This is a genomic window from Jatrophihabitans lederbergiae (assembly GCF_031845305.1).
Lineage (GTDB): Bacteria > Actinomycetota > Actinomycetes > Mycobacteriales > Jatrophihabitantaceae > Jatrophihabitans_A > Jatrophihabitans_A lederbergiae.
The window spans coordinates 1-16,813 of sequence record NZ_JAVREH010000017.1; the positions used below are offsets into that span (position 1 = coordinate 1).

Genomic DNA, 16,813 nt, shown 5'->3' on the forward strand with positions numbered 1-16,813 from the left:
TCCGCGGACGAGGCATCGACAGCCTCCCCAGCATCCGCACCACCACCGACCAAACCGAGACCTAGACTGCCCACAACCGCTCACTTTTCAAGCGCCGGAACCGACCAGCTTTGGAGCGCCGTCGACACCGTGAAGATAGACAGCCTGGTAATGGGTCACCGGTGCCCCCACCTGCATTGCCACGTCTACCCGCAATACGCATCGGATGATCCGCTGAAGGTCGTCGACATCTCGGCAGGCTCCTTGCGGCTTCGACCCGAGCAACGACAAGATCGCATTTCGCAGATTCGCCAAAGTATCCAGGGCCAGTAGACGCCCCTAACGGCGTGGCTGTCGACATCAGACTGCGATACGCCCTGGAATCACAGAGTGCCTTCGCGCACGCCTCCGAAGCCGAGACCCGGGAGCGAGGCGTTCGTCTTAGTTATTGCCGATTTGGACCGATGAGAAGGACAAGCCGAGACCGTCGGCTATAGCTGGCTGAGAATGGGATTGGTGCCGTGGCGGACGAATTCAACGGTTGGTCTTTCGACGACGACTTCGTGCGCTCGGGACCACACGAACCATCGGCGCGCACCCGTGCGGCAATCGCCCGACACGGCGGTCAGCAGACCAGTTGGCGCCAGCCCGGCACGCCTGCCGGAGCTGACAAGCCAAGCCGACACGCAGGCGCCGGTGAGCGATCGCTCGATTTCCACAGCGGCTCAAGGCGATCACCTCGCTGCGCCCGGAGGAATCGCTGGTTGATCACCGGACTTGTCGGCGTCGTCGGCGTCGTCGGTGGGCTGCAGTTGCTCACCCACGGCGTGGCTGGCCCCGGACGCCGCATTGAGCTGCCGACCCACGCCCAGCCAGCACGGACCATCGGTCAAGCGGCCGCAGCCACCGGAAGCGCCAGCCAGTCCACCAGACCGGACCCCGACCAGGACGAGGTACACGGAATCTTTCCGACGACACCCATGGGCTCCTGTTTCACTGCCAGCCACAGCACGCAGGGGCGGATGGACCTGGACCTCGATGAGGTGCGCCGCGCCGCATGACTTCGAACTGATTAGCATCGATCAGGCGACCGGCTTGTCCACAAGCTATCCGGCCGCTGCATATTGGCAGACGACCGTGATGCGAGCCTGTCAGCAGGATCTGCGGGGTTACGCCCGACCGGGCACCGACGACGGCACGGTGGGCGGACGAGAGGTCACCCTCTTCCGGCCGACCCGGTCTGGCTGGTCATTCGGCGATCGCACCGTCTACTGCGTGGTGCACTCCAGCAGTCCACAGGTGGGAACGGTTCGGCGTTAGGACCGCAGTGAAGGTTGTACCCGGCCATACGGTTACGCGGCAGTGGCAATCAGCGGGTGTATCGTCGCCGCCCTCAATTACTAGTGAAGCAAGTGGTGGGCAGCGGCGATCATCGTGGGCCGAAGTTACCGTGGCGTCAAGATACGTCTGTTCTGAGGGCGTTGACGGTGAAAGTTTGACGGCTCAGCCGTTGATGCCGGTCTGTTCCACGCCCTGCACGATGTAACGCTGCAGGCCGAGAAAAACACCAGCAACAGCGGCAGGATCGCGAACACCGCCGCCATCGACAGCTCGTGCAGGTTCACCGTCTGCGACGTCAGGAACGTCGACACCGCGATCTGCACCGTCCAGGACCGCTCGTCCTGCCCGATGACCAGCGGCCACAGAAACGAGTTCCAGGTCGAGATAAACGTGATCGTCGCGATGGCGGCGAAGAAGCCCCGCGAGTTCGGCACGACGATCCGCCAGAACGTCCCCCAGTAGTTCCAGCCCGTCGATCCTCGCCGCCTCTTCCAGCTCCCTCGGAAAGTTCAGGAAGTACTGCCGGAACAGGAACGCGGCGAACGCCTGGAACAGCCCCGGCACGATCAGGCCGCGCAGCGTGCTCACCCAGCCCAGCGTCGACACCAGCACGAACGTCGGGACGAAGGTGACCGCCGCCGGGACCATCAGCGTCAACAGGATCGCCAGGAACACCCCGTTCGCATGCCGGTACGGAATCCGGGCCAGCCCGTAACCCGCCAGCGACGCAAGCACGAGCACGCCCGCTGTCTGCACCACCGCGATCACGACCGAGTTGATCATGCTGTGCAGCATCGGCACGGACGGGTCGTCGAACAGCTCACGCACGTTGGACCATTGCAGCTGCCGGGAAAGAACTGCCAGTGCGGTGAGGTGATGCCGGCGTTGGTGGACAGCGCATTGCGCGCGAGCAGGTAGAACGGGATGAGGAACACCGCAGCCAGGACGCCGAGCACCAGGTACCGCAAACCCGACCCGACCCGCTCAGCCGGCTGACGACGACGCCTGCGCCGAATGACGGGGGCCGATGCAGAGACCGTCGGAACCTGCGTGTCAGTCACTGGATACCGCCTTCTTGCCGAAGCCTAGGTGACCGCATCGCTGAGCGCGGTGCCCGCGGCGGGCGTCCACAGCAGCGGGGTCTGGGCCCGGCCGTGCTTGTTCACGATGTCGACCGCCTCCGCTGCCGTCCCGGATTTCAGCTTGTCGGCCTTGGCCGCCAGGCTCTGCCGCGCAGGAATGTGGAAGCCGTAGCTCTGGGCGAAGTCCAGCGCGCCGACCGACCACAGGACCGGACCCGCCAGTACGCCACCGCCACCGTCGTTGCCGACGAACAGGCCCTTGACGTCCTTGGTGGTCAGCTTCTTCGCCGCGGTGACCAGCTCGTCGAAGGTCTGCGGCGGCTGCACCCGGCCTTGTCGAGCATGCTCTTGCGGTAGAGCAGCAGCTGGGTGTCGATGACCTGCGGAACGCCGTACAGCTTGCCCTGGTAGGTCATCCGCTTGATCAGCGAGGGGTTGAAGTCACTGGCGGCATCGCCCAGCACGCCGTCCAGCGAAACCACCTGGCCGCTCTGGATCTGGTCGATGCTCGGACCGTTGCCGGCCTCGAAGACGTCCGGTCCGGAGCTCCTGAGCAGCGCCGCGGCAACCTTCTTGTCGTAGTCACCGGGCGTCCACTGCACCGAGACGTTGGCGTTCGGATAGGCCTTGGCGTAGCGCTGGACGGCCTGCTGGGTACCGGCCTCGCCGTACTGGTGATACCACTGGGCCAGCGTCGCCTTCGCCGCGTTCGATCCCCCGAACCCTCAGCTCGCGTACGGCGGCAGCTCACGCATCCGACGTCCGAGCGATCGTTGCGCTCGCCCGGCGGACGGCGGGTGCCCGGCCGGCCGGAATGCAGCCTGCCAGAAATGCGTAGCTGTGTGCCAGCACGCCCGCGGCGCGTGAGCCGGCCGCCGCCTGCAGCTGCACCGCGTCCAACCAGTCCGCGATATCTCCCCAGCCGGGCGCGGCGAGCGAACCGCCGACCTGCTGCACCGACAGGGCCGCGCAGAGGTTGGCGAACGCCAGCCGGTTGCGCAGCGGCCACGTGCGCAGCGTGCCAAGCACGAACGCCGCCGCGAACACGTCACCGGCGCCGGTGGCATCCACGGCGTTGACCGGCAGCGACGGCACCCACTCCTCTTCGCCGCTGATCGAGTCGATCGCGATGGATCCCTGGCCGCCGCAGGTCACCACCACCACCGGCACCGAGTCGGCCAGTTGAAGCAGGGCTGCCCGGGGGTCGTCCGTCCGGGTGTATGCCATCGCCTCGGTGCTGTTGGGCAGAAACGCGTGCAGTTGGCCCAGTTGTTCCAGCACGGCGCCGGACCATTGCTGGCTGGGGTCCCAGCCGACGTCGCCGAACAGGAGCATGCCGCGCCCGCTGGCAGTGCTGACCCAGGGCTCGGGCTCCTCCCCGAGGTGTACCACACCGGCGTGAGCAGAGGGCGGATCGGCCAGCAGCGTGCTCGCCGGAATCGGTGAGGGATGGCTGTGGGTGATCATCGCGCGGTCCCGGTGCACCGCGAGGGACACCGTCACCGGTGAGTGCCAGTCCGCCACTCGTCGCGAATGCGACAGGTTCACGCCCTCCTGCTCGTCCAGTGTGCGCCACAGAAAGTCGCCGTAGACGTCGTCGCCGAACACGGCCGCAAGACCGGTCCGAAGTCCCAGCCGGCTCGCGGCGACGGCGAGGTTGGCGATCCCGCCCGGGCACGATCCCATTCCCTCGGCAGGGAGCTCCGTACCCTGGGTCGGCAGCGCGGGCAGGCCGGTGAGCACGACGTCGAAGAAGACCGTGCCCTGCATGATGACATCGAAGTCCGGTGCGTTCACCCCTCTGAGGGTGCCACTCGTAGGGTTGCGCGTGGTGATTCGGCCGCCCGGCGATTTCTGGATGGAGAACGGGATGCGACTGGTGATTCTGGGTGGCGGGGGCTTCCGGGTGCCGCTGGTCCACCGCGCGTTGACCCGCAGAGCCGGGCTGGGCGTCGACGAGGTGGTGCTGCACGACGTCGACGCCCGCAGGCTGGCCGCCATCGCCGACGTGCTGCAACCTGCACCGGAGGTTCGGATCCGGGCAACCACCTCGCTGGCCGACGCACTGCCCGGTGCGGACTTCGTCTTCTCGGCGATCCGGGTGGGCGGCGCCGAGGGACGGGTGCGTGACGAGCGGCGCGCGCTCGGCGTGGGGGTGCTCGGGCAAGAGACGGTAGGCGCCGGTGGGCTGGCCTACGGGATGCGGACCTTGCCGGTGGCCCTGGCCGTCGCACGTGCCATTGCCGAACTCGCGCCGGACGCGTGGCTGATCAACTTCACCAACCCGGCCGGCATGATCACCGAGGCCAGCCGCACCGTCCTCGGCGATCGCGTCATCGGCATCTGCGACTCGCCGGTGGGCCTGGTACGCCGGGCCTGCCGTGCGGTGGGGCTGTCCGAATCCGACGCCGAGGCCGACTACGTGGGCATCAACCACCTGGGTTGGCTGCGCTCGCTGAACCACTCCGGTCAGGACGTGCTCCCCCGGCTGCTCGCCGACGATCGGACACTTGATTCGTTCGAGGAAGGCAGGCTGTTCGGGGCTGACCTGCTGCGTGCGCTGGGCTCCATTCCGAACGAATACCTTTATTACTACTACCAGAACGCCGAGGTGCTGACGGCGCTGCGCGAGGGCCGGACTCGTGGCGAGTTCCTGCGCGACAAGCAGGCCGGCTTCTACGCCGCAGCCGCCGCGGACCCACCGCGGGCGCCGGAGCTCTGGGAGGCGACGCGTCGCCGCCGCGAGGAGTCCTACCTCGCCGAGGCACGCGGAGACGACCAGCCCCGCGATGAGCAGGACCTGTCCGGTGGTGGCTACGAAGAGGTCGCGCTCGACCTGATGACGGCCCTGTCCGGTGGGCAGCCCAGCCGCTTGATCGTCAACGTGGCCAATGGCGCGACGCTGCCGCAGCTTCCCGCCGACCTGGTGATCGAGACGGCGTGCACGGTGGACGCCTCGGGCGCGCGGCCGCTACCGGTGGCGCCCCTGACACTGCATCAGCTCGGGCTGGTCGCCGCCGTCCGGGCCGCCGAGCGCGGCGCCATCGAGGCGGTCACCGGCTCGTCACGGCAGGCGGCGCTGCGCTCGTTCGCCATTCATCCGCTGGTCGGCTCGGAGCGGATCGCCCATGCGCTGCTGGACGATCTGCTTCTGGCCGACCCTCGACTTGCGGCGGTGCTGAACTAGCTGCCGGCGCCTTCCAGGTCGCCCTCGGTCTCGAGATAGGTCTGCTGCAGGGCCGCCAGCACCTCGGGGTCGGGATGCTCCCACATGGTGCGCTCCGCTGCCTCCAGCAGGCGTTCGGCAATGCCATGCAGCGCCCAGGGATTCGACTCGGCGAAGAACTTCTTCATCTGCGGGTCCAGGACGTAGGCCTCGGCCAACTTCTCATACATCCAGTCGGCGACCACGCCTGCGGTGGCGTCGTAGCCGAACAGGTAGTCCACCGTGGCGGCCAGCTCGAAGGCACCCTTGTACCCGTGCCGCTGCATGGCGATGAGCCAGCGTGGGTTCACCACCCTGGCGCGGAAGATGCGCGACGTCTCCTCCGACAGCGTCCGGGTCCGGACGGCGTCCGGGTTGGTGCTGTCACCGATGTAGGCAGCCGGGGCGGTACCGGTCAGCGCGCGGACGGTGGCGACCATGCCGCCGTGGTACTGGAAGTAGTCATCGGAGTCGGCGATGTCGTGCTCGCGGCTGTCGACGTTCTTGGCGGCGACGTTTATCCGCCGGTACGCCGACTCCATGTCGCCCCGCGCCGCGATGCCGTCCACCCCGCGGCCATAGGCGAACCCGCCCCAGGCTGCGTACACCTCAGCCAGGTCGGCATCATCGCGCCAGTTTCGGCTGTCGAACAAAGGCAGAAGTCCTGCACCGTACGCACCAGGCTTGGAGCCGAAGACCCGCAGCGTCGCGCGGCGACTGTCACCATGGCTGGCGGTATCGGACTGCACGTGGGCCCGGACGAAGTTCTGCTCGGCCGGCTCGTCCTGCGCCGCGGCGAGCTGGACGGCATCGTCGAGCAGCGCCACCACGTGCGGAAAGGCGTCGCGGAAGAAGCCCGAGATGCGGATGGTGACGTCGATCCGCGGCCGGCCGAGCTCGCTCAGTTCGATGACCTCGAGACCGTTGACCCTGCGGGAGGCCTCGTCCCAGGTCGGACGGACCCCGAGCAGCGCGAAGACCTCGGCCACGTCGTCGCCGGCGGTGCGCATGGCCGACGTCCCCCAGGCCGACAGCCCGACCGACCTCGGCCAGTCGCCGGTGTCCTGGCGATAGCGCGCGAGCAGTGACTCGGCCATCGCCTGCCCCGTCTCCCACGCCAGCCGGCTGGGGATCGCCTTGGGATCGACGGAGTAGAAGTTTCGGCCGGTGGGAAGCACATTGATCAGTCCGCGCAAGGGTGAACCGCTCGGGCCGGCCGGCACGTAGCCGCCGTCCAGGGCATGCAGCAGGTTGGTCAGCTCGTCGGTGGTGCGCGCGAGCCGGGGCACCACCTCGGACGCCGCGAAGCTCAGCACCTTGGTGACGGTCAGCGCCTGGTCGGCAGGCAGGTCGGGTACCAGTTCGGCGACGACCTCGGCCGCGGCCTCGACCCGCCAGTCGCCGGCCTCCATGGCGGCCACCAGCCGGTGCGCCACGTCCTCGGCCTCGTCCACGTCGGTACGCACCGCATCGCCTTGTTCGGAAAGGCCAAGCGCCTCGCGCAGCCCGGGCAGCGCCGCCGCTTGGCCGCCCCAGATCTGCTTCGCCCGCAGCATGGCCAGCACCAGGTTGACGCGGGCCTCGCCGGTCGGAGCCTGGCCGAGGATGTGCAGACCGTCGCGGATCTGGACGTCCTTGATCTCACAGAGCCAGCCGTCGACGTGCAGAACGAACTCGTCGAACTCCGCGTCGTGCGGACGGTCCGCCAGGCCGAGGTCGTGATCGAGCTTGGCGGCCTGGATCAGCGTCCAGATCTGAGCACGGATTGCCGGCAGCTTCGCCGGGTCCATCGCGACGATCATGGCGTGCTCGTCGAGGAGTTGTTCCAGTTGGGTGATCTCGCCGTAGCTCTCGGCCCGGGCCATCGGCGGGATCAGATGATCGACCAGGGTGGCGTGCGCCCGGCGCTTGGCCTGGGTGCCCTCGCCAGGGTCGTTGACGAGGAATGGATAGATCAGCGGAATCTCGCCGAGGGCGGCATCGGTCGCGCACGAGGCCGACATCCCCGCGCCCTTGCCGGGCAGCCATTCCAGGTTGCCGTGCTTGCCGACGTGCACGATCGCGTTCGCGCCGAAGTCCTCGGCCAGCCAGCGATAGGCGGCGAAGTAGTGGTGGCTCGGCGGCAGATCCGGGTCGTGATAGATGGCGACCGGGTTCTCGCCGAAGCCGCGCGGCGGTTGCACCATCACTACGACGTTGCCCGCCCGGAGCGCCGCCAGCACGATTTCACCCTCGGCGTTATGGCTGAAGTCGACGAACAGGTTTCCCGGAGCGGTGCCCCAGTGCTGCTCGATGCCGGTGCGCAGATCCTCGGGAAGCGTGTCGTACCAACGGCGGTAGTCGGCGGCGCCGATCCGCACCGGGTTGCCCGACAGTTGCTCGGCGGTCAGCCAGTCCTGATCCTGGCCGCCGGCGGCGATCAGCGCGTGGATCAGCACGTCACCGTCGAGCGCGGCCACCCCGGGCAGGGCGTCCGGGCCGTCGATCGGACCGACGTCATAACCCTGCTCCCGCAGTGCGGTCAGCAGCCGTACGACGCTGGCCGGTGTGTCCAGACCGACGGCGTTGCCGATCCGGGAGTGCTTGGTGGGATAGGCCGACAGCATCACGGCGATCTTGCGCTTCCTCGGCGGGATGTGGCGCAGCATCGCGTGCCGGACCGCGATGCCGGCGACGCGCAGGGCCCGCTCCGGATCGGGGACGTAGACGGTGAGTCCGTCGGCGTCGATCTCTTTGAACGAGAACGGAACCGTGATCAGCCGGCCGTCGAACTCCGGAATCGCGACCTGGGTGGCGGCGTCGAGGGGCGAGAGGCCGTCGCCGTTGGCCAGCCAGCTCTCGCGTGAGCTCGTCAGGCACAGGCCTTGCAGGATCGAGACGTCCAGGGCCGCCAGGTCGCCGACATCCCAGGCTTCGTCCTCACCACCGGCGGAGGCCGTGGCGGGCTTCGTGCCGCCCGCGGCCAGCACCGTGACGATCAGGGCATCCGCCTCGGCGAGCGTCGCGAGCAGGGCGGGCTCCGCGGCCCGCAGCGAGGCGCAGAACACCGGCAGCGGGTTGGCACCCTTGGCCTCGATGGCATCGCAGAGCGCGTGCACGAAGGTGGTATTGCCCGCGACGTGATGTGCCCGGTAGTACAGCACCGCCACGGTCGGGCGGCCCTCGTCCGACTTCGCATCCCGATCGAGCACCCCCCAGACCGGGGTCTCGGCGGGCGGCTCGAAGCCGTGGCCGGTCAGCAGCACCGTGTCGGACAGGAACTTCCACAGCTCGCCCAGGTTGTCCGCGCCGCCCTGCGCGAGGTAGGCGTGCGCCTCGGCCGACACGCCGTACGGAGCGGACGAGAGCTTCATCAGCTCGGCGTCAGGCTGCTGCTCGCCACCGAGCACGATCACCGGACGGCCGCTGGCGAGCAGGGCGTCGATGCCGGCCTCCCAGGAGCGGTACCCGCCGAGGATGCGGACGACCACGAGCTCGATCCCGTCGAGCAGACGGGGTAGGTCGTCTGGCTCGGTGCGGGCGGGGTTGCCGAGCCGGTAGTCGGCACCGCTGGCCCGGGCACTCAACAGATCGGTGTCAGACGTCGACAGCAGCAAGATCACAGGAATCCTCCCCGGGGGTCCGCGCCCCTGGCGTGTAGGTAGCGGCGAGAAGGAGTGTCTGGCTTCCCCGGACGGGGTACACAGTGGCGGGACCGCGCCGGAATTGCACCGGCTTCCTCCAGCTCTCGCCGCTGGTGGAGCCCTCACTGTAGCTGCCGGTAGGCGTCTCGCCGGTGCTCGATCCGGAGCACGATCACTTCGCGGGCGTAGGCGGCGTCTGCCTCGCGAATGTCAGCCAGCGCATCGGCATCGCTCAACACGGCGATCGTCTCTTCGAGCTGCGCCAGATCCTCGGGGCTGATCAGCACCGCCGCCGGCCGTTCCTGGTCACCACCAGTCGCTCATGATGCTGCTCGACCCGGTCCACGATTTCGCTCAGGTGGTCCCGGACCGTCCGCAAGGACTCAGTCGTCATGGTCCACAATTGTGGCGCACTTCGATGCTGTCGTCGACCAAGGCGTCCACCGGGATCAGATGAAGTTGCACACCTGGCCCGGCCGTACCATCTGTCAGGTGTCGTCCCAGCCCCTGACCGAACGTGCCAGCGCCCAGGACTCCTGCCCCGGAGCGCTGCAGGTGCACCAGGCAGCTGATGGCGGCCTGGCCCGGGTGCGGGTGCCGGCCGGTGTGCTGACCGCGGGGCAATGGCAGGCCCTGATCGCGGCCTCGGCCGAGCTGGGCGGCGGCAACCTCGACCTGACCTCGCGGGGCAACGTCCAGCTGCGCGGCCTCCGTCCGGACGCGGAGACGGCACTCGCCACCCGACTGGCCTCGGCGGACCTGCTGCCCTCGCTGACGCACGAGCGGGTACGCAACCTGCTCGCCTCACCGCTCACCGGCCGCGACCGGGTGGGCTTGGCAGACATCCGGCCGCTCATCGGTGAACTCGACCGGGCACTGTGCGAGCGGCCGGTGCTGGCGGAGCTGTCCGGACGTTTCCTGTTCGCCCTCGACGACGGCCGCGGCGATGTCGCCGGCCTCGGTGCGGACATCACCCTGATTGCCACCGGCGCCCACACCGCGACGCTGTCCCTGGCCGGGATTCCCGTTCGGTCGGTGTCCCTCAGCGACGCGGTGACCACCATGCTGGCGAGCGCCGAGGCTTTTCTGCGGCTGCGTGCGGTGGAGGGCTCCAACGCCTGGCGGGTTGCCGAACTCGACGACGGTCCCGCCCGGATCGCCACCGCCCTGGTGGGGTCCGGACCTGGTGCGGGGGTCGGCCCGGAGGCTCCGGCCCCCGGCGTGCCGGCGGACCCGTCGGCAGCCCCCTGTCCGATCGGCCTGATCAGCCAGCGCGACGGGTCGACCGCTCTGGTGGTGGGCATCCCGCTCGGCCGGCTCTTGCCGGGGCAGGCCGCTTCACTGAGCGGCCACGACCTCGTCCTCACGCCCTGGCGCAGCATCGTGGTGCCGGACCTGTCCGGGGCCGAAGCAGCGATGCTCAGCGCGTCGGCCGGCGCGGTGGGGTTGATCGTGGACCGTTCCTCCCCCTGGCTCGGCGTTACCGCCTGCACCGGCCGTCCCGGCTGCGCGAAGGCGCTGGCCGATGTGCACGCCGACGCCACCCTCGTCCACGGCACCGGCTCAGCCGGCGTACGCGAAACGGGTGCCGGGCCGGCGGTGCACTGGGTCGGCTGTGAGCGCCGTTGCGGCACGCCCGCCGGCAACGTCCTCACCATCGTCGCCACTGCCTCCGGATACCGACTGGACGGCGCAACGGGCACCGTCGAGAGCGCCAGCGCAAGCACGTGGAGCACCCATACCGCAAGCACGATCCTCGACGAATTGCAGGCTATTCGGTGACCGACTACCTCTCCGACGGCACCGAGATCTACCGGCAGTCCTTCGCCACCATCCGTGCCGAGACCGACCTCTCCCGGCTCCCCGAGGACGTCGCCCGGGTCGCGGTCCGGATGATCCACGCCTGCGGCATGACCGACCTCGTCGAGGACATCGGCTACTCCGACGCGGTGGTGAAGTCCGCCCGGGCCGCGTTGCTCAGCGGCGCGCCGATCCTCTGCGACGCGCAGATGGTCGCCTCGGGCATCACCCGCGGCCGGTTGCCCGCCGGCAACGAGGTGATCTGCAGCCTGCGCGACCCAGCCGTTCCGGACCTGGCCGCACAGCTGGGCAACACCCGCAGCGCCGCAGCCCTCGAGTTGTGGCGCGACCGGCTGGAAGGCTCGGTGGTCGCGATCGGTAACGCGCCGACCGCGCTGTTCCACCTGTTGGACATGATCGATGCCGGCGCGGGTCGTCCGGCCGCCATCATCGGCATCCCGGTGGGCTTCATCGGTGCCGCCGAGTCCAAGCAGGCCCTCGCAGAGCACGGCAAGGGCCTGGAGTACCTGATCGTGCGCGGGCGTCGCGGCGGTTCCGCCGTCACGGCCGCCGCGATCAACGCGATCGCCAGCGAGGAAGAGTGAGCGAGCTGACCAGCACACCTGCCAGGGGCCACCTCGCCGGAGTCGGCCTGGGCCCCGGAGATCCCGAACTGGTCACCGTCAAGGCCGCCCGGCTCATCGGCGCGGCTGACGTGATCGCCTATCACAGCGCCCGGCACGGCCGCAGCATCGCGAGGTCGGTCGCCGAACCGTACCTGCGCGCCGACCAGATCGAGGAGCCGCTGATCTATCCGGTCACCATCGAGACGACCGAGCATCCCGGCGGGTACGCGGGGGCGATGCTCGACTTCTACACCGGGGCCGCCGAGCGGCTGGCCGCCCACCTGGACGCCGGCCGCAATGTGGTGGTCATCGCCGAGGGGGACCCGCTCTTCTACGGCTCGTACATGCACCTGCACAAGCGGCTCGCGCACCGCTACGACTGCGAGGTCGTACCCGGCGTGACCTCGATCAGCGGCGCGTCGGCAGCACTGGGGCGACCGCTCGTCGAGTACGAGGAAACCCTCACCGTGCTGCCGGGCACCCTGCCGGCCGAAGCATTGACCGAGCGGCTGGTCCGGGCGGACTCGGTGGTGGTGATGAAGCTGGGACGGACGTTTACCAAGGTGCGTCAAGCGTTTGCCGACGCCGGCCGGCTGGACGAGGCCTGGTACGTCGAGCGCGCCAGCACCGCCCAGCAGCGCATGCTTCCGCTAGCGGAGGTCGACGCCGCGGACGTGCCGTACTTCTCGCTCGCGCTGCTGCCGAGCCGCAGTGGTGCCGCCATTCCCGCACCGGCGGCCATCGCCGTTACGGCGGCAGCGGCGGCAGACAGCGCGGATGTCGGTCCGTCGCGTCGTGGCGAGGTGGTGGTGGTGGGACTCGGCCCGGCCGGCCGCGACTGGCTGACGCCGGAGGTCCAGGCCGAGCTGGCGGCGGCGGACGAGCTGGTCGGTTACACCACGTATCTGGCGAGGGTTCCCGCCAATCCCCGCCAGCGCAGGCACGCCTCCGACAACAAGGTCGAGTCCGAGCGCGCGGCCTTCGCCCTGGACCTGGCCAAGCGCGGCAGCCGGGTCGTCGTGGTCTCATCAGGTGACCCCGGCGTCTTCGCCATGGCCAGCGCGGTGCTCGAAATGGCCGCCGAGAAACAATGGCAGGACGTCGAGGTGCGGGTGTGTCCCGGCCTCACCGCCGCCCAGGCCGTGGCCAGCCGCGCCGGCGCCCCGCTCGGGCACGACTTCTGCGTGCTCTCGCTGTCGGATCGCCTCAAGCCGTGGGAGGTCATCGCGGAGCGGTTGGCGGCGGTCGCCCGCGCCGACCTGGTGCTGGCCATCTACAACCCGGCGTCGAAGTCGCGGACCTGGCAGGTTGAGAAGGCCCGCAACCTGCTGCTGGAGCACCGCTCCCCCGACACGCCGGTGATCATCGGCCGCGACGTCGGCGGACCGGAAGAGATGGTGCGGGTCGTCCGGCTGGCCGATCTGGAGGCCGCCGAGATCGACATGCGGTGCCTGCTGATCATCGGCTCGTCCCAGACTCGGCTGACCGAACGGCCCGACGGAACCCCCGTGGTCTTCACACCCCGTCGCTATCCCGGCTGAGCTTGCTGTGCTGCTGAGCCGCTATACCGGCTCAACCGCTAACCCGCGCCGAGCACCGACGCCACCCACTCGGCGGCGGCGGCCACCGTCTCCACGACCGGCACGTCCGGAACCGGCGGCCGGTCGACCACCACCACGGGCAGTTCCAGCCGCCTGGCCGCGGTCAGCTTGGCCTCGGTCAGTGAACCACCGCTGTCCTTGGTCACCAGCACGTCGATCCGGTACTCGCGCATGAGGGCGAACTCACCGTCCACGGCGAACGGCCCGCGCGCCAGCAACACCTGGTGCCGCGGTGGCAGCGGCTCGTCCGGTGGGTCGATGCTGCGAATGAGAAACCACTGCGGCAGTGACGCGAACGGCGCCAGCTCCTTGCGCCCGGTGGTCAGAAACACCCGCTCCGCCGGGGCGTGGTCATGGCTCAGCAGCTGCGCGGCGGCGGTCAGGGACGGCACCCGGCGCCAGTCGTCGCCGTCACGCTCCGTCCAGCCGGGCCTGCTCAGCACCAGCAGCGGCAGGCCGAGGGCGCTCGTAGCGACGGCCGCGGACCGGCTGATGGTGGCGGCGAAGGGATGGGTCGCGTCGACCACGGCGGCAATGGACTGCGCCGCCAGCCACCGCTGCAGCCCGGTCGCACCGCCGAAACCACCGATCCGCACGTCGCCCTCGGGCAGGGCAGGATCAGCCACCCGACCGGCCAGCGAGGACACCGGCTCGACGCCAGGCAGCGCCACCAGCAGTGCCGCCAGGGCTCGCGCCTCAGACGTTCCGCCCAGAATCAGGACCCGCGCCACCGTCGCCTCTCTCGTTTTGGGGCATGCTGTGTTGCGATGACGACACCCACCGGCCTGCGGTACGGCTGGACCACCGGTGCCTGCGCCACCGCAGCGACCACGGCCGCCTACACCGCGCTGCTCACCGGCAGCTTTCCAGACCCGGTGCGGATCACGCTGCCCAAGGGCCAGCAGCCTGCCTTCGCCCTGGCCCGCGAAGCGGCCGGCGACGGTTGGGCGCGGGCCTCGATCGTCAAGGACGCAGGCGATGACCCCGACGTCACGCACGGGGCGCTCATCTCGGCGACCGTGTCGGCCGGCCCACCGGGCAGCGGGGTTCGCTTCGTCGCCGGTGAGGGGGTCGGGACGGTGACCAAGCCCGGGCTGCCGCTGGCGGTCGGCGAGCCGGCCATCAATCCGGTGCCCAGGCAGCTGATGCGCGCGGCGGTCGCTGAGGTGGCGCACGCGCACGGCGGGGGGACGGACGTGGTGATCGAGATCTCGGTGGCCGACGGCGCAGAGATCGCGACCCATACCTGGAACCCGCGGCTCGGCATCCTGGGCGGAATCTCGATCCTGGGCACCACGGGGGTTGTGGTTCCGTACTCGTGCGCGGCCTGGATCGACAGCATCCGCCGAGGTATCGACGTGGCCAGGGCCGCCGGCCACCAGCACGTCGCCGGTTGCACCGGAAGCACGTCGGAGAAGGTCGCCGCCCAGCTGTACGGGCTGCCCGAGGACGCGCTGCTGGACATGGGCGACTTCGCCGGAGCGGTGCTGAAGTACTTGAAACAGCATCCGGTGGCCAGGCTGACCATCGCCGGTGGAATCGGCAAGCTGTCCAAGCTGGCAGACGGTCACCTCGATCTGCACTCCGGTCGCTCCCAGGTCGACTTCGGCGCACTGGCCGACACCGTCCGTACCGCCGGCGGCGACGCCGAGCTGATCGGTCGGGTACGGGGTGCGAACACCGCGCTGGACGCCCTGCGCATCTGCCAGGACGCCGGCCTGCCGCTGGGCGACCTGATCGCGGCCCGAGCCCGGACGACCGCCGAGGGGGTCCTCGGCGGCGCCCCGGTCAGCGTCGACATCGTCGTGATCGACCGGGCCGGCGTCATCGTGGGCCGCGCCTGACGTGCACTACCGTTTGCAGCATGCGCCCCAATTCCGCCCCTGAGCTTTCGGCCAACGAGGCCGCCCAGCTGCTCGCCACCACTCCAGCCAGCGCCACCACTCCAGCCAGCAACGCGACTCCAGCCACCGTCATCCTGCTCGATGTGCGCGAGCCGGAGGAGTGGGACGCCGGCCACGCCCCGCAGGCGCGTTCACTGCCGATGTCCCAGCTCTCCGAACGGGTCACCGAACTGCCCCAGGACACCCAGATCATCTGCGTCTGCCATCTGGGCGGGCGCTCCGCGGCGGTCTCGGCGGCGTTGAACCGGGCTGGTTTCGACGCGGTGAACCTCTCCGGCGGCATGGCCGCGTGGCAGGCGGCGGGCCTGCCGGTGGTGACGGACTCCGGCGCGTCCGGCGACGTGATCTGAGCCGCTACCGAAGGGCAAGAGCTGTCGAAGGCGCCGATCCTGGTTGCGCTCAGACGTTACCGAGCACCCGCGTCACACTGATCTCGATCACGACGCGCTTCGGATTGACCCGCGGCACCCGGTAGCGCTCGGCATAGCGGCGCTCGGCATCGGCCACCGCCGCAGGCTCGTCACACACGACCGCCCGGCCCTCCAGGCTCGACCAGCGGCGGCCGTCCACTTGACACACCGCAGCAGGAGCCCCGTCCGGTCCGACGGCCAGGATGTGTTGCACCTTGTGTGACGTTCCCGAGGTGATCACCCGGGCAACGCCTGCTGCCACGTCGACGGTCACGCCGACCGGCACCACATGCGGGGTTCCGTCCGGGCGGATGGTCGTCAGCGTCGCCAGGTGCCGCTCCTGCCAGAAGGCCTCGAACTCCGGTGTTGCCCGGTCTGCCAGCGGCACGGCGCCTCGGTTCTCTCGGGTAAGACCCGTTCTCTCGGGTAAGGCTCGGTTCTCGGGGTAAGGCTCAGGCCTCGATGACCTCGACGTCGGCCTTGATCAGTTCTTTGAGCAGCTCGGGGTCAGCCCCTGAGTCGGTGACCAGCACGTCGACCTCCGACAGCGGCAGGATCTGCGCGAACGCCGCCCGGCCCAGCTTGGAGGAGTCTGCCACCACGACGACCCGCCGGGCCTGCCGGCCGAGCCGGGCGTTGATCTCCGCCTCGGCCTCGTTGTGGGCGCTGGCGCCGCGCTCGGTGCCGAACGCATCCACCCCCAGGATGGCGAGATCCAGGGTGAGCTGGCTGAGCATGGGATTGGCCAGCGGCCCGCTCAACTCATATGACTGCGGCCGCAGCACGCCACCCACCACGACGATCTTGACGTGACTGCGCACGGTCAGCTCATTGGCGATGTTGAGCGCGTTGGTGACCACCGTGATCGACGACGCCTCGTTCGACGAGTGCAGGTCGGCCCGGGTTGCCAGCGCCCGAGCCACCTCGGTCGTGGTGGTACCGCCGTTGAGCCCCACCACCGACCCGAGCGGCGCCAGCTCAGCCGCGGCGCGGGCGATGCGCACCTTCTCTTCCGCGTTGCGGGCGGTCTTGTACCGCAGTGGCAGGTCGTAGGCGGTGCTGTTGCTGACCGCACCGCCGTGGGTGCGGGTGAGCAACTGCTGAAGCGCGAGCGCGTCGAGGTCACGGCGGACGGTGGCCGGCGAGACGTCCAGCCGGACGGCGGCGTCCTCGACACTGACATGGCCGTCGGCAGCCAGCACTTCGAGCAGCCGGTTCAGGCGTTCGTACTTCGACAAAGGA

General features: G+C 69.5%; 17 protein-coding genes, 2 pseudogenes and 1 riboswitch. Of the genes and pseudogenes, 9 read left to right on the forward strand and 10 right to left on the reverse strand.

The window, feature by feature from the left end; genetic code table 11:
* Positions 1-500 precede the first annotated feature (500 nt).
* The 3 genes and pseudogenes from RM423_RS26260 to RM423_RS25615 all read left to right on the forward strand — a co-directional run.
* Positions 501-587, forward strand: a pseudogene (locus RM423_RS26260) (SCO2583/SCO2584 N-terminal domain-containing protein); the annotation flags it as partial.
* A gap of 156 nt (positions 588-743) precedes the next feature.
* Positions 744-1,040 (forward strand): hypothetical protein, encoded by a 297-nt coding sequence (locus RM423_RS13190; protein ID WP_311423496.1) that lies wholly within the window; start codon positions 744-746, stop codon positions 1,038-1,040.
* Positions 1,018-1,299, forward strand: coding sequence for a septum formation family protein (locus RM423_RS25615; protein ID WP_396327710.1), 282 nt, complete (start codon positions 1,018-1,020; stop codon positions 1,297-1,299). Before RM423_RS13190 ends, RM423_RS25615 begins: the two co-directional genes overlap by 23 nt.
* A gap of 183 nt (positions 1,300-1,482) precedes the next feature.
* On the opposite strand, the pseudogene RM423_RS25620 reads toward RM423_RS25615, so the two are convergent.
* The 4 genes and pseudogenes from RM423_RS25620 to RM423_RS13220 form a co-directional block, all read right to left on the reverse strand.
* Positions 1,483-2,336, reverse strand: a pseudogene (locus RM423_RS25620) (carbohydrate ABC transporter permease).
* A 69-nt stretch (positions 2,337-2,405) separates the two neighbouring features.
* Entirely contained in the window at positions 2,406-2,729 is a 324-nt protein-coding gene (locus tag RM423_RS13210) for a hypothetical protein (protein ID WP_311423500.1), read from the reverse strand.
* Positions 2,678-3,004, reverse strand: coding sequence for an ABC transporter substrate-binding protein (locus RM423_RS13215; protein ID WP_311423501.1), 327 nt, complete (start codon positions 3,002-3,004; stop codon positions 2,678-2,680). Before RM423_RS13215 ends, RM423_RS13210 begins: the two co-directional genes overlap by 52 nt.
* A gap of 145 nt (positions 3,005-3,149) precedes the next feature.
* Positions 3,150-4,172, reverse strand: coding sequence for a PfkB family carbohydrate kinase (locus RM423_RS13220; protein ID WP_396327711.1), 1,023 nt, complete (start codon positions 4,170-4,172; stop codon positions 3,150-3,152).
* 100 nt (positions 4,173-4,272) lie between these two features.
* On the opposite strand from RM423_RS13220, the gene RM423_RS13225 reads away from it, so the two are divergent.
* Positions 4,273-5,589 carry a family 4 glycosyl hydrolase gene (locus RM423_RS13225; protein WP_311423503.1) on the forward strand — a complete coding sequence of 439 codons (1,317 nt, stop codon included), beginning with the start codon at positions 4,273-4,275 and terminating at the stop codon, positions 5,587-5,589.
* On the opposite strand, the gene cobN is transcribed toward RM423_RS13225, so the two are convergent.
* The 3 genes from cobN to RM423_RS13240 all read right to left on the reverse strand — a co-directional run bounded on the left by cobN (position 5,586) and on the right by RM423_RS13240 (position 9,624).
* Complete coding sequence (gene cobN / locus RM423_RS13230) at positions 5,586-9,209, reverse strand: cobaltochelatase subunit CobN (RefSeq protein WP_311423504.1); 3,624 nt, start codon at positions 9,207-9,209, stop codon at positions 5,586-5,588. The two genes, RM423_RS13225 and cobN, sit on opposite strands and share 4 nt — an antisense overlap.
* Positions 9,210-9,241: 32 nt before the next feature.
* Positions 9,242-9,351: riboswitch (cobalamin riboswitch) on the reverse strand.
* A 1-nt stretch (position 9,352) separates the two neighbouring features.
* Complete coding sequence (locus RM423_RS13235; RefSeq protein ID WP_311423505.1) at positions 9,353-9,517, reverse strand: hypothetical protein; 165 nt, start codon at positions 9,515-9,517, stop codon at positions 9,353-9,355.
* On the reverse strand, positions 9,511-9,624 hold the full coding sequence (locus tag RM423_RS13240; RefSeq protein WP_311423506.1) for a type II toxin-antitoxin system prevent-host-death family antitoxin: 114 nt from the start codon (positions 9,622-9,624) through the stop codon (positions 9,511-9,513). The genes RM423_RS13235 and RM423_RS13240 overlap by 7 nt, the downstream gene beginning before the upstream one ends.
* Positions 9,625-9,722: 98 nt before the next feature.
* On the opposite strand from RM423_RS13240, the gene cobG reads away from it, so the two are divergent.
* From cobG to RM423_RS13255, 3 genes are read left to right on the forward strand one after another with little or no spacing between them, the layout of a single operon-like run.
* Positions 9,723-11,012, forward strand: a complete 1,290-nt coding sequence (gene cobG, locus RM423_RS13245) for a precorrin-3B synthase (protein WP_311423507.1) — start codon at positions 9,723-9,725, stop codon at positions 11,010-11,012.
* Positions 11,009-11,635 (forward strand): precorrin-8X methylmutase, encoded by a 627-nt coding sequence (locus tag RM423_RS13250; RefSeq protein WP_311423508.1) that lies wholly within the window; start codon positions 11,009-11,011, stop codon positions 11,633-11,635. Before cobG ends, RM423_RS13250 begins: the two co-directional genes overlap by 4 nt.
* The gene (locus tag RM423_RS13255) at positions 11,632-13,197 is read left to right on the forward strand and encodes a precorrin-2 C(20)-methyltransferase (protein ID WP_311423509.1); all 1,566 of its coding nucleotides are present in this window, start codon (positions 11,632-11,634) and stop codon (positions 13,195-13,197) included. Before RM423_RS13250 ends, RM423_RS13255 begins: the two co-directional genes overlap by 4 nt.
* Before the next feature lie 38 nt (positions 13,198-13,235).
* On the opposite strand, the gene RM423_RS13260 is transcribed toward RM423_RS13255, so the two are convergent.
* A complete protein-coding gene (locus tag RM423_RS13260) occupies positions 13,236-13,988 on the reverse strand; it encodes a cobalt-precorrin-6A reductase (RefSeq protein ID WP_311423510.1) in 753 nt (250 codons plus the stop codon).
* Between the two features lie 36 nt (positions 13,989-14,024).
* Here RM423_RS13260 and RM423_RS13265 point away from each other — a divergent pair, with 36 nt between their 5' ends.
* Together RM423_RS13265 and RM423_RS13270 are read left to right on the forward strand one after the other, a co-directional pair.
* Positions 14,025-15,101 (forward strand): cobalt-precorrin-5B (C(1))-methyltransferase, encoded by a 1,077-nt coding sequence (locus RM423_RS13265; RefSeq protein ID WP_311423511.1) that lies wholly within the window; start codon positions 14,025-14,027, stop codon positions 15,099-15,101.
* 20 nt (positions 15,102-15,121) lie between these two features.
* Positions 15,122-15,511, forward strand: a complete 390-nt coding sequence (locus RM423_RS13270) for a rhodanese-like domain-containing protein (RefSeq protein ID WP_311423512.1) — start codon at positions 15,122-15,124, stop codon at positions 15,509-15,511.
* A gap of 49 nt (positions 15,512-15,560) precedes the next feature.
* Here the strand turns inward: RM423_RS13270 and RM423_RS13275 are convergent, their stop codons facing one another.
* Together RM423_RS13275 and RM423_RS13280 are read right to left on the reverse strand one after the other, a co-directional pair.
* Positions 15,561-15,959 carry a pyridoxamine 5'-phosphate oxidase family protein gene (locus RM423_RS13275; RefSeq protein ID WP_311423513.1) on the reverse strand — a complete coding sequence of 133 codons (399 nt, stop codon included), beginning with the start codon at positions 15,957-15,959 and terminating at the stop codon, positions 15,561-15,563.
* A gap of 64 nt (positions 15,960-16,023) precedes the next feature.
* On the reverse strand, positions 16,024-16,809 hold the full coding sequence (locus RM423_RS13280; RefSeq protein ID WP_311423514.1) for a DeoR/GlpR family DNA-binding transcription regulator: 786 nt from the start codon (positions 16,807-16,809) through the stop codon (positions 16,024-16,026).
* Positions 16,810-16,813 lie beyond the last annotated feature (4 nt).

What these genes read in the sequence shown, in the direction of transcription:
- RM423_RS25615 (WP_396327710.1), top strand. Translation starts at nt 1,018, where the DNA reads ATGAGGTGCGCCGCGCCGCATGACTTCGAACTGATTAGCATCGATCAG.
- RM423_RS13220 (WP_396327711.1), bottom strand. Translation starts at nt 4,172, where the DNA reads ATGCAGGGCACGGTCTTCTTCGACGTCGTGCTCACCGGCCTGCCCGCG.
- RM423_RS13225 (WP_311423503.1), top strand. Translation starts at nt 4,273, where the DNA reads ATGCGACTGGTGATTCTGGGTGGCGGGGGCTTCCGGGTGCCGCTGGTC.
- RM423_RS13240 (WP_311423506.1), bottom strand. Translation starts at nt 9,624, where the DNA reads ATGACGACTGAGTCCTTGCGGACGGTCCGGGACCACCTGAGCGAAATC.
- RM423_RS13265 (WP_311423511.1), top strand. Translation starts at nt 14,025, where the DNA reads ATGACGACACCCACCGGCCTGCGGTACGGCTGGACCACCGGTGCCTGC.
- RM423_RS13270 (WP_311423512.1), top strand. Translation starts at nt 15,122, where the DNA reads ATGCGCCCCAATTCCGCCCCTGAGCTTTCGGCCAACGAGGCCGCCCAG.